This window comes from Streptomyces litchfieldiae (assembly GCF_031845365.1).
Taxonomy (GTDB): domain Bacteria; phylum Actinomycetota; class Actinomycetes; order Streptomycetales; family Streptomycetaceae; genus Streptomyces; species Streptomyces litchfieldiae.
Genome location: NZ_JAVREL010000004.1, coordinates 46,049 through 58,245, shown reverse-complemented (window position 1 = coordinate 58,245; position 12,197 = coordinate 46,049). Strand labels below are relative to the sequence as shown.

General features: G+C 72.0%; 10 protein-coding genes. All 10 read left to right on the top strand.

The window, feature by feature from the left end; genetic code table 11:
• Nucleotides 1–63: 63 nt before the first annotated feature.
• The 10 genes from ndk to RM590_RS08935 all read left to right on the top strand — a co-directional run bounded on the left by ndk (nt 64) and on the right by RM590_RS08935 (nt 12,175).
• On the top strand, nt 64–477 hold the full coding sequence (ndk, locus tag RM590_RS08980; protein ID WP_311703895.1) for a nucleoside-diphosphate kinase: 414 nt from the start codon (nt 64–66) through the stop codon (nt 475–477).
• Between the two features lie 378 nt (nt 478–855).
• The gene (locus RM590_RS08975) at nt 856–1,875 is read left to right on the top strand and encodes a rod shape-determining protein (protein ID WP_311704174.1); all 1,020 of its coding nucleotides are present in this window, start codon (nt 856–858) and stop codon (nt 1,873–1,875) included.
• Between the two features lie 118 nt (nt 1,876–1,993).
• Nucleotides 1,994–2,965, top strand: coding sequence for a rod shape-determining protein MreC (gene mreC / locus RM590_RS08970; protein ID WP_311703894.1), 972 nt, complete (start codon nt 1,994–1,996; stop codon nt 2,963–2,965).
• 3 nt (nt 2,966–2,968) lie between these two features.
• Nucleotides 2,969–3,676, top strand: a complete 708-nt coding sequence (gene mreD, locus RM590_RS08965) for a rod shape-determining protein MreD (RefSeq protein WP_311703893.1) — start codon at nt 2,969–2,971, stop codon at nt 3,674–3,676.
• Nucleotides 3,673–5,916 (top strand): penicillin-binding protein 2, encoded by a 2,244-nt coding sequence (gene mrdA, locus RM590_RS08960; protein WP_311703892.1) that lies wholly within the window; start codon nt 3,673–3,675, stop codon nt 5,914–5,916. Before mreD ends, mrdA begins: the two co-directional genes overlap by 4 nt.
• 55 nt (nt 5,917–5,971) lie before the next feature.
• Nucleotides 5,972–7,162 (top strand): FtsW/RodA/SpoVE family cell cycle protein, encoded by a 1,191-nt coding sequence (locus RM590_RS08955; RefSeq protein ID WP_311703891.1) that lies wholly within the window; start codon nt 5,972–5,974, stop codon nt 7,160–7,162.
• Between the two features lie 70 nt (nt 7,163–7,232).
• Nucleotides 7,233–8,717, top strand: coding sequence for a CYTH and CHAD domain-containing protein (locus tag RM590_RS08950; RefSeq protein WP_311703890.1), 1,485 nt, complete (start codon nt 7,233–7,235; stop codon nt 8,715–8,717).
• A 40-nt stretch (nt 8,718–8,757) separates the two neighbouring features.
• Entirely contained in the window at nt 8,758–10,683 is a 1,926-nt protein-coding gene (locus RM590_RS08945; protein WP_311703889.1) for a TIGR03960 family B12-binding radical SAM protein, read from the top strand.
• 49 nt (nt 10,684–10,732) lie between these two features.
• A complete protein-coding gene (locus tag RM590_RS08940) occupies nt 10,733–11,278 on the top strand; it encodes a GNAT family N-acetyltransferase (RefSeq protein ID WP_311703888.1) in 546 nt (181 codons plus the stop codon).
• Between the two features lie 105 nt (nt 11,279–11,383).
• Entirely contained in the window at nt 11,384–12,175 is a 792-nt protein-coding gene (locus RM590_RS08935) for a TIGR03936 family radical SAM-associated protein (RefSeq protein WP_311703887.1), read from the top strand.
• The last annotated feature ends 22 nt before the right edge of the window (nt 12,176–12,197 follow it).

Sequence of the window (12,197 nt, the reverse complement as noted above, 5' to 3'; positions counted from 1 at the left end):
GGGCCCGTCCGGGTAATCTCTTGCTGATCTCCCATCGATCCCGTTTCCCAGGAGCCGCCTGAAATGAGCCAGCGCACTCTTGTCCTTCTGAAGCCGGACGCGGTCGCCCGGGGCCTGATCGGCGAGATCGTCGGCCGCATCGAGCGAAAGGCCGGCTGGACGATCAGCGCGATCGAGATGCGCACCCTGGACCGGGCCACGCTGGAGACGCATTACGCGGAGCACGTCGGACGGCCGTTCTACGAGCCGTTGATCGAGTTCATGTCCTCCGGCCCCAGCGTCGTGCTGCTCGTCGAGGGCGAGCGGGTCATCGAGGGGCTGCGGGCGCTGGCCGGGCCGACCGACCCCATCGCCGCCGCACCGGGCTCCATCCGGGGCGACTTCGGCACCATCGTGCGGGAGAACCTGATCCACGCCTCCGACTCCGAGGAGTCGGCCGAACGCGAGCTGAAGATTTTCTTCCCCGGCCGCGACTGACCCGGCCGCCGGACCGCCGCGCCTTCCGTTTCACCGCTTCCCTCGTTCACCTGATCCGCCGTCAAGGGCCGGAACAGTGCACGACTCGCGATGTTCGCCTGAATGCAGTCTTCCATTCCGCTCTGTACAGTCGAACGAGGGAACCCGTCCCACGAACACGCCGTCACCATGATGGAGGGTGGGCCACGTTCCGCCGACAATGGCGAAAGCGGCGCTCCGGCGCTCCGTGTTCGACCGGCCGTGGATACGATGGCATCGCCGCAGCGATCCCCCGCAACGCTGGGGGACCTCAAGGCGCACCGTTCATCGCACCCCTGCCGACCTCCCCGCACAAATCGCTCCAGCTGGAAGGCCAGATGTATCCCTATGGCGAACAATATGTCGTTCATCGGCCGTGACATGGCAGTCGACCTCGGGACGGCCAACACGCTGGTGTACGTCAGAGGTCGAGGGATTGTCCTCAACGAACCGTCGGTGGTCGCCATCAACACCAACACCGGCGGCATTCTCGCGGTCGGCGCCGAGGCAAAGAAGATGATCGGCCGCACCCCGGGCAACATCGTCGCCGTGCGTCCGCTGAAGGACGGCGTCATCGCCGACTTCGAGATCACCGAGCGGATGTTGCGCTACTTCATTCTGAAAATCCACAAACGGCGTTATCTCGCCCGGCCGCGGGTCGTCGTCTGTGTGCCCTCCGGCATCACCGGTGTGGAGCGGCGGGCGGTGATCGAGGCGTCCACCCAGGCGGGTGCCCGCCAGGTGCACATCATCGAGGAGCCGATGGCCGCCGCGATCGGCTCGGGCCTGCCGGTCCACGAGGCCACGGGCAACATGGTGGTCGACATCGGCGGCGGCACCACCGAGGTCGCGGTCATCTCGCTGGGCGGCATCGTCACCGCGCAGTCGATCCGCGTCGCCGGCGACGAGCTGGACAACGCGATCATCCAGCACATCAAGAAGGAGTACAGCCTTCTGCTGGGCGAGCGCACCGCCGAGAGCATCAAGATCACCATCGGTTCGGCGCACGACATGGACCAGGACGAGCACACGGAGATCCGTGGCCGGGACCTGGTGAGCGGGCTGCCGAAGACCGTGGTGATCTCCTCCGCCGAGGTGCGCAAGGCCATGGAGGAGCCGGTCAACGCCATTGTGGACGCGGTCAAGACGACGCTGGACAAGTGCCCGCCCGAGCTGTCCGGCGACATCATGGACCGCGGCATCGTCCTCACCGGTGGCGGCGCCCTGCTGCGCGGCCTGGACGAGCGGCTGCGCAAGGAGACCGGGATGCCCATCCACATCGCCGAGGACCCGCTGGACTCCGTGGCCCTCGGCTCGGGCAAGTGCGTCGAGGAGTTCGAGGCGCTGCAACAGGTCCTGGACGCCCAGCCCAGGCGTTGAGCGGGGCCGGCTCCAGCGCCGGTGGTCCGCCGCGTGGAGGGACCCCAATCCGCGTGGCGGATCGTTAGCCCAGTGATCCGACGACCCAGGACCGATCAGAAAGGCACGGCCGCCGCACGTGAGGGACACCCGAGAAAGCCGGCTGCTTCTCGTTCTGCTGGTTTGCATCGCCTTCGCCCTGATCACGATGGACATCCGCGGCGGTGAGGACTCTCCGCTGGACGGCGCCCGGGAGGCCGCCGCCTCGGTGTTCGGGCCCGTGGAGGAGGGCGTCGCGGGCGCGGTGGACCCGGTGGCCAACGCCATCGCGGCGGTCCGCGAGTCGGGCGACCGGCACGACCGGATCAGCGAGCTGGAGCGGGAGAACGCCGAGCTGCGCCAGCAGTTGGGCAGCGAGGCGCACCGCGACTCGCGGATAGAGCAGTTGGACGAGATGCTGCGGACCGCCGGCGCCGGGCAGTACGGCATCGTCGGCGCCCAGGTCATCGCCATCGGCGCGGCCCAGGGGTTCTCCTGGACCGTCACCATCGACGCCGGCAGCGAGGACGGCATCGCACGCGACATGACCGTGCTCAACGGCGACGGGCTCGTCGGCCGTGTCACCACGGTCGGCCCGGGCACCGCCACCGTTCTGCTGGCCAACGACCCGGGGTTCACCGTGGGCACGCGGCTGGAGGACAGCGAGGAGTTGGGGTTCGCCACCGGCCGCGGGGACAACACGCTGGACGTCCAACTGCTGAACCAGCAGGCCCGTGTGCAGGAGGGCGACCGGATGGTCACCTTCGGTTCCGCGGAGAACCGGCCCTTCGTGCCGGGCGTGCCGGTGGGCGAGGTCGTCAGCGTGGACCGCACGACCGGCGACCTCACCCGCACCGTCCAGGTCCGTCCCTATGTGGCGTTCACCCAGCTCGATCTCGTCGGCGTCGTCGTCGAGCCGCCCCGTGACAACCCGCGCGACACCGTTCTGCCGCCCCGTCCCGAGGACGAGGGCCGGAACGAGAGCGCCGAGCGCGACGTCGAAGAGGACGCCGACGCCGGTGCCGCCGGGGACGGCGAGGCCGAAGACGACGACCCAGCCTCCAGGAGCTGACCGATGCGCGTCTCCCGCACCCTGCTCGCGGCCGTTCTCGTGGTCGTGGCGCTGGTCCTCCAGGTCAGCGTGCTGGCCCGGCTCCAACTCCCGGGCGCCGTCCCGGACCTGCTGCTGCTCACCGTGCTCGCGCTGGCCCTCGTCTACGGGCATGTCGGGGGCTGTCTCACCGGCTTCCTCGCGGGCCTGATGGCCGACCTGGCGCCGCCCGCCGACCACGCCGTCGGCCGTTACGCGCTGGTGCTGTGCGTCATCGGCTACGCCGCGGGCCTGACCAAGCCCGAGAACGGGCAGCACCGTTCGGCGACCGTGCCGATGCTCGTCGTCGCGGCCGGCGCGGCCAGCTCCACGCTGCTGTACGCGGGCGTCGGCGCGCTGGTCGGCGACACCGCGGCCCGCGACGTCGGCCTGACCAACCTGCTGGTCACCGCCACCGTGTACGACTTGCTGCTCGCGCCGTTCACCGTGCCGCTGGTGATGGGGATGGCGCGCCGCCTGGAGAGCGATCCGCTGTCCGGGGACGGCGGATCGGGCGGCTCCGCCGGGGACACGTCCGTGAGCTGGCTGGGCGGCGGCACCGGGCTGCGCACCCGGGCGCCGCGCCGCACCCGTTACGGCAAGGCGGCCCGGCTCGGCGGCCAGCGGTCCACCCTGCTCAGCAGGTCCGCGCGCAACAGGGCGGGCCGCATCAAGGGGGTCAAGCGACTGTGACGAACATCCCGGAGACCGGCCGGACTTCACGGATCACCATCCGCCTGGTCGTCATCCAGATATTGGTCTTCTCCCTCCTGCTCACGCTGGGCGGGCGCCTGTGGTACCTCCAGATCCGGCAGGGGGACGAGTTCGCGGCCGAGGCCGCGGGGAACCACGTGCAGCAGGTCGTGCAGCCCGCCGTGCGCGGCTCCATCCTGGACTCGCGCGGGGTGCCGCTCGCCGACAACGAGACGCGGCTGGTCGTCTCCGCCGACCGCACCGAGCTGAGCCGGTTGGACGACGGCGGCGAGGCGGTGCTCGCCGATCTCGCCGAGCTGCTGGACATGTCGGTGGAGGAGGTCACCAACCGGGTGCGGCTGTGCGACGCCGAGACGCCCCAGCCCTGCTGGAACGGTTCCCCCTACCAGCCCATCCCGATCACCGACGAGGCGACGACGCAGCAGGCGCTCCAGATCCGCGAGCGGGCCGAGGACTTCCCGGGGATCAGCGCCGAGCCGACCGCTGTGCGCCGTTACCCCTCGCCGGACGGCGCCAACACCGCGCAGGTCCTCGGCTATCTCTCGCCGGTCACCGACGAGGAGGTCGCGGAGACGGAGGAGACGGACGCGCCGCTGCTGCGCTCCGACCAGATCGGCCGGTCGGGCCTGGAGCGCGCCTACGACAGCTATCTGCGCGGCGACGCGGGCGTGACGCGGTACGAGGTCGACAAGTTCGGCCGAGTGCTGGGGGAGTCGGAGAACGAGGCCGCCATCGCCGGGTCCAACCTGATCACCAGCATCGACTCCCGCGTGCAGGCGGTGGTCGAGGACGAGCTGGTGAACGCGATGGAGGTCGCCCGGCAGACCCATGACGACGTGTCCGGGCGGAACTTCGAGGCCGACGCGGGCGCCGCGATCGTCATGGAGAACGACACCGGCCGCGTGGTCGCCATGGCCTCCGCGCCCGACTACGACCCCAACGTCTGGGTCGGGGGCATCTCCACCGACGCGTACGCGGAGCTGACCCACGAGGACGCGAACAACCCCCTGCTGAATCGGGCCATTCAGGGCCAGGGCCCGCCGGGATCGACGTTCAAGGTGGTCACCACGACCGCCGCGGTGAACGCCGGCTACGACTTCGACGGCAGCTACAACTGCTCCTCCTCGTACAACATCGGCGGCCAGACCTTCCGGAACTTCGAGTCCTCCTCCTACGGCCCGATCAGCCTGGGCCGGGCCATCGAGGTCTCCTGCAACACCGTCTTCTACGGCATCGCGCACCGCGAGTGGCAGAACGACGGCGGCATCGACCCGGTGGACGACCCGGACGACTGGCTGTTCCGCACCGCCCACGACTACGGGCTCGGCGAGCGCACCGGCATCGACCTGCCGAACGAGGCGGCGGGCCGGATCCCGGACCGGCAGTGGAAGCAGGACTACTGGGAGGTCAACGAGGAGTCCTGGTGCGAGATCGCCGAGTCGGACCGCGAGGACTACGAGGCCAGGATCGCCCGGGAGAACTGCACCGAGGGCATGAAGATGCGCGCCGGTGACATGCTGAACTTCAGCATCGGCCAGGGCGACGTGCTGGTCACCCCGATACAGCTCGCCAGCGTCTACGCGGCCCTGGGCAACGGCGGCACGCTGTACACGCCGCAGGTCGGCCGGGCCGTGGTGAGTGCGGACGGCCAAGTGGTGGAGGAGTTCGAGCCGCAGGTGGCGGGCCGGATCCCGGCCGACGAGGAGACCGTGGAGAACCTCCAGGACGCCACGGCGAGCGTGATCACCACCGGCAGCGCCGCCTGGAAGTTCGGCGGCTGGCCGCAGAACGAGATCCCGCTGCACGCCAAGACCGGTACGGCGGAGGCGTCGGGCGACCAGCAGACCACGTCCTGGCTGGCGACCTACTCCGACGACTACACCGTGGTCATGACGATCGCCCAGGCCGGTACCGGCTCGGGCGCGTCGGGCCCGGCCGTGCGCAACATCTGGGAGGCGCTGTACGGCGTTTCCGACGACGGCTCCATCAACGAGGACGCCGCCCTGCTCCCGGAACCGCGGCAGGACCTGCCGGAGATCGACGACACCGGCGCCATCGTGCCCGACCGCGACGAGCCGGAGGAGGGCGACGAGGCGGCGGAGGGCGAGGAGTCCGGCGAGCCGGCCGAAGAGGCGGGTGCACCGGAGGGCGGCGAGATTCCGGACCCGGAGACCGACGCCCGGCGCGACGAACGGGACGAGCAGGTGAGCAACGAGTGACCGGCCCCGCCAACGAGATATCCGCGGCCGGACCCCGTCGGGAACGGAAGTCCCGGTGAGCGTCCACACCCTGACCCTCGACCGGGCGGCGCCGCGCAAGAGCGCCTGGCGGCGGCTGGCCGCCCGGGATTCCGTGGCCCGGCGCGTCGACTGGATCCTGCTGCTGGCCGCGCTGGCGCTGTCCGGGCTCGGGACCGTGCTCGTGTGGTCCGCCACCCGCAACCGCACCGGCATCACCGGCGGCGACCCGGAGTTCTTCCTGATCCGCCAGGGCATCAACCTGGCCGTGGGCCTCGCCCTGGCCATCGGCGTGATGTGGCTGGGCCATCAACGGCTGCGCAGCGCCGTGCCGTTGTTCTTCGCCTTCTCCCTGGGCGCGATGCTGCTGGTGTTCAGCCCGCTGGGCACCGAGATCAACGGCCAGCGCGCGTGGCTGTCCGTCGGCGGATACACGCTCCAGCCGGGCGAGTTCGCCAAGGTGGCCATAGTGCTGGGGATGGCGATGATATTGGCCGCCCAGGTCGACGCGGGCGACCGCGAGTACCCCGGCAGCCGGGCGGTGCTCCAGGCGCTGGCGCTGGCCGCCGCGCCGCTCGGCATCGTCGTCATCGACGACATGGGCATGGCCATGGTGATCAGCATGATCGTCCTCGGCATGCTCCTGGCCTCCGGCGCCGCGCTCACGTGGTCCATCGGGCTGGTGCTGGCCGGGGTCGCCGCTGGGGTGCTGGTGTGGACGCTGGGCGTGCTGGACCAGTACCAGCTCGACCGGTTCGCCGCGTTCGCCGACCCCTCCCGGGACCCCGCCGGCGTCGGCTACAACACCAACCAGGCCCGGATCGCGATCGGTTCGGGCGGGCTGTACGGCAAGGGCCTGTTCGAGGGCACCCAGACCACCGGGCAGTTCGTGCCCGAGCAGCACACGGACTTCATCTTCACCGTGGCGGGGGAGGAGCTCGGCTTCGTCGGGGCCGGCGGCATCATCGTGCTGATAGGGATCGTCCTGTGGCGCGCGCTGCGCATCGCGCGGGGGGCCACCGACCTCTACAGCACGGTCATCGCGGCGGGCGTCGTCGCGTGGTTCGCGTTCCAGTGCTTCGAGAACATTGGGATGGCGCTGGGCATCATGCCGGTGGCGGGCGTGCCGCTGCCGTTCCTCTCCTATGGCGGCACCGCGATGTTCGCGTCGTGGATCGCGATAGGGCTGTTGCAGTCGGTACGGATGAAACGTCCGCTCTCGGCCTGAAAGGCCCGTTCGCGTTACGCTGGTGAGGGCCAACTCGGGGGCACGGACGGACGCGACGGGCGAGGTGGTCATGAGCGCGCAGCCGGCAATCACCAGCACGACCGAGACCGAGCGGAAGTACGAGGGCGCGCTGCCGCTGCCCGAGCTGGCCGGCGCCGGAGAGGTGCGCGCCACCCGGGACGCCGGCGCCCACCGGCTGAACGCCGTCTACTACGACACCCCCGGCCAGCGGCTCGCCGCCGACGGGGTCACGCTGCGCCGCCGCACCGGCGGCTCCGACGAGGGCTGGCACCTCAAGCTGCCGCTGGGCGGCTCGGCGCGGGAGGAGATCCGGGCGCCGCTCGCCGACGAGCCGCCGGCCGCGCTGCTGGCCCTGGCGCGTTCGCGGATCCGGCACGAGCCGCTGGGCCCCGTCGTCACCCTGGCCACCGACCGCCGGCGGCGCGAACTGCTGGACGCGTCCGGCACCGTGCTCGCCGAGGTGGCCGTCGACACGGTCTCCGCGCGGCGCGGCGAGGCCACCGCCGAGTGGACCGAGGTCGAGGTGGAGCTCGCCCCGGGCGCCGACCCGGCCGTCCTGGACGCCGTGGAGGAACGGCTGGCCGCCGCCGGGGCGCGCCCCTCGGCGAGTGCCTCCAAGCTGGCCCGGGCGCTGGCGGAGACCGCCGCGGCGGCCGCCCCGGAGCAGCCCGAGCCGGCGGCCGGCACCGCGGGTGCCGAGGTACTGGCGTACGCGCGGGGTCAGTTGGCCGCGCTGATCCGGCTGGACCCGGCCGTCCGCCGCGACCGCCACGACTCCGTGCACCAGATGCGGGTGGCCACGCGCCGCCTGCGGAGCTGTCTGCGTTCCTATGGCCGGGTGCTGGACCGCGCCGCCACGCGGCCGGTGGAGGACGAGCTGCGCTGGCTGGCCGGCGAGCTGGGCACGGCCCGCGACCGCGAGGTGCTGGCCGACCGGCTCGCCGCCCGGCTGGCCGAGCTGCCGGCCGAGCTGCGCACCGGCCCGGTCGCGCGCCGCCTGGCCCGGCGCGACGACACCGGCCGCGCGGCGGCCCGGGAGCGGGTGACCGCCGCGCTGGACAGTTCCCGCTACCTCGCCCTGCTGGACACCCTCGACCTGCTGCTGAGGGGCGCGCCGCCGCTGCGCCGCGCCGCCGGCCGCCCGGCCGCGAAGGTGCTGGCCGGGGTCGTGCGCCGGGAGGGCGACCGGCTGGCGGGACGGCTGGCGGTCGCCACGGAGCTGCCGGCCGGACCGGACCGGGACGACGCCCTGCACGTCGCCCGCAAGGCGGCCAAGCGCGCCCGTTACGCGGCCGAGGCGGCGACGCCCGCGCTGGGCGGCGAGGCCCGCCGCCGCGGCAGACGGTGGCGCCGCGTCCAGGAGGTGCTGGGCGACCACCACGACAGCGTGGTGGCCCGCGAGGCGCTGGCCGGGCTCGCGGCCGAGGCCGAGGCCGCCGGCGAGCCGTCGTTCGCCTACGGCGTGCTCTGGGGGCGGGAGGCCGAGCTGGCCGCCGCCGGGGAACGGACGCTCGCCACGCTGCGGGTACGCTGATGGGTCACAGCCCCAACCCCGTCCCGAAGGACGCGAACCCATGCCTGTCGAGTCGGTCTTCCCGCGCCTGGAGGCCCTCCTCCCGCACGTCCAGAAGCCGATCCAGTACGTCGGCGGTGAGCTCAACTCCACCGTCAAGGACTGGGACGCCTGCGACGTCCGCTGGTCGCTGATGTACCCCGACGCCTATGAAGTGGGGCTGCCCAACCAGGGCGTCATGATCCTCTACGAGGTGCTGAACGAGCGCGAGGGTGTGCTCGCCGAGCGCACCTACAGCGTGTGGCCGGACCTCGAGGCGCTGATGCGCGAGCACGGCGTGCCGCAGTTCACGGTGGACGCGCACCGGCCGGTGGCGGCGTTCGACCTGTTCGGCGTCTCGTTCTCCACCGAGCTCGGCTACACGAACCTGCTCACCGCGCTGGACCTGGCCGGCATCCCGCTTCAGGCGCGGGAGCGCACCGTGGACCACCCGGTGGTGGTGGCCGGCGGGCACGCCGCGTTCAACCCGGAGCCCATCGCGGAGTTCATCGACTGCGCGGTCATCGGCGACGGCGAGCAGGCCGTGCTGGAGATCACCGACGTCGTCCGCGCCTGGAAGCGCGAGGGCCGGCCGGGCGGCCGGGAGGAGCTGCTGCTGCGGTTGGCCCGCACCGGCGGCGTGTATGTGCCGGGGTTCTACGACGTGGAGTACCTGCCGGACGGCCGGATCTCCCGCGTCGTGCCGAACCGCTCCGGCGTGCCGTGGCGGGTCGCCAAGCACACCGTGATGGACCTCGACGAGTGGCCCTACCCCAAGCAGCCCCTCGTTCCGCTGGCCGAGACCGTGCACGAGCGGATGTCGGTGGAGATCTTCCGCGGCTGCACGCGCGGCTGCCGGTTCTGCCAGGCGGGCATGATCACCCGCCCGGTGCGGGAGCGGTCGATCACCGGCATCGGCGAGATGGTGGACAAGGGCCTGCGGGCGACCGGCTTCGAGGAGGTCGGCCTGCTGTCGCTGTCCTCCGCCGACCACAGCGAGATCGCCGAGATCACCAAGGGCCTGGCCGACCGGTACGAGGAAGACAAGATCGGCCTGTCGCTGCCGTCCACCCGGGTCGACGCGTTCAACATCGACCTGGCCAACGAGCTGACGCGCAACGGCCGCCGCTCCGGCCTCACGTTCGCCCCCGAGGGCGGCAGCGAGCGGATCCGCAAGGTGATCAACAAGATGGTCTCCGAGGACGACCTGATCCGCACCGTGGCCACCGCCTACGGCAACGGCTGGCGGCAGGTGAAGCTGTACTTCATGTGCGGCCTGCCCACGGAGACGGACGAGGACGTGCTCCAGATCGCCGAGCTGGCGACCAAGGTGATCGCCAAGGGCCGGGAGGTCTCCGGCTCCAACGACATCCGCTGCACGGTCTCCATCGGCGGCTTCGTGCCCAAGCCGCACACCCCGTTCCAGTGGGCGCCGCAGCTCTCCGCCGAGGAGACCGACGCCCGGCTGGCCAAGCTGCGCGACGCCATCCGCGGCGACAAGCGGTACGGCCGGTCCATCGGCTTCCGCTACCACGACGGCAAGCCCGGCATCGTCGAGGGCCTGCTCTCGCGCGGCGACCGCCGCGTGGGCGCGGTGATCCGCGCGGTGTACGAGGCGGGCGGGCGCTTCGACGGCTGGCGCGAGTTCTTCTCGTACGACCAGTGGATGTCCTGCGCCGAGGCCGCGCTCGTTCCGCAGGGCGTGGACGTCGACTGGTACACCACGCGCGAGCGCGGCTACGAGGAGGTCCTGCCGTGGGACCACCTGGACTCCGGTCTGGACAAGGACTGGCTGTGGGAGGACTGGCAGGACGCGCTCGACGAGACCGAGGTCGAGGACTGCCGCTGGACGCCGTGCTTCGACTGCGGCGTCTGTCCTCAGATGGACACCAAGATCCAGATCGGCCCGACCGGGAAGAAGCTGCTGCCGCTGACCGTCGTGCGCTGAGCGGCCGGGCCGGGTTGCCGGGCGGCGGTCGCGGGCGCACGATGATGCGGTGCCCGAGCTCGTCGCCCCCACCACCGCGGTCCACGCCTCGTTCCTCGAAGCCGTCGACGAATGGGTGGCGGAGGGCCGCGGCACCGTGCACGACGGCTCCATGCTGGGGCGCGACATGGTGGTCTACGGCGGGCGCTGGCGGGACCCGGCGGCGTTCGCCGAGTACGTCGAGCGGAACCTCGCCGACGCCCGCCCCGAGACGCCCCGGCCGGTGGCCATGGTCCCCTCCACCGTCCTCTGGTATGTGACGGGCGACACATTTCTCGGCCGGCTGTCCATCCGCCACCGGCTCACCCCCCGGCTGCTGGACTGGGGCGGGATCATCGGCTACGACGTGCGGCCCTCTGCCCGCCGCCGGGGCCACGCCACCGCGATGCTGCGCGCCTCGCTGCCGGTGGCCCACGACCTCGGCCACGACCCGGTCCTGGTCACCTGCGACCACGACAACGTGGCCTCCCGCAAGGTCATCGAGGCGTGCGGCGGGGTCTTCGAGGACCAGCGGGCGGAGAAGCTCCGGTACTGGATCCCCACGAGCGGGACGTAACCTTGGGGGTAAGCAACGGCCCGTAGCCGGGCCCCGAAGTGACGTACGAGGGACTGAAGAGCACTGGGGAAGCGACAGCCCGTAGGCCCGCCACCCGCACCCGCGGTGCAGCGCATCCGCATGCGGTACACCAAGCGGGGCCGCCTGCGGTTCACCAGCCACCGCGATTTCCAGCGCGCCTTCGAGCGCGCGCTGCGCCGGGCCGGGGTGCCCATGGCGTACTCCGCGGGATTCACCCCGCACCCCAAGGTCTCCTACGCGAACGCCGCACCCACCGGCACCGCCAGCGAGGCGGAGTATCTGGAGATCGCCCTGTCCGCGCACCGGGACGTCGACGCGCTGATGGCACGGCTGGACGCGTCGCTGCCGGACGGGCTGGACATCGTGGACGCGGTGGAGGCCCGCACGCCGGACTTCGCCGAGCGGCTGGCCGCGTCCCGGTGGGAGCTGCGGCTGGACGGTGTGACGCCGGCCGAGGCCGAGGCGGCGGCCGGGGCGTTCCTGACCGCCGAGGCCGTCGAGGTGCGGCGGCAGACGAAGAAGGGCATGCGTTCCTTCGACGCCCGCTCGGCCGTCGTGTCCCTCGCGGTGGCGCCCCCCAAAGAGGCGGCGGGCGGGTCCGATGGGCCCGACCCCCACCCCTGTGCGATACTGCGCCTGGTAGTACGGCATCTCACCCCTGCCGTGCGACCCGACGACGTCCTGTCCGGTCTCCGCGCTACGGCCGACCTGGCGCCGCCGGTCCCCGTAGCGGTGACCAGGCTGGCGCAGGGGCCACTCGATGAGGAGACAGGCACGGTGACCGACCCGTTCGCGCCCGACCGCGACGCTGCCAAGGCCGCCCTGACCGTGGGCGCCGGGCAGCAGGCCGCGGCGGCGCCGGGGATCACCGGATAGCGATGCCGTTGCTGCGCCGCCG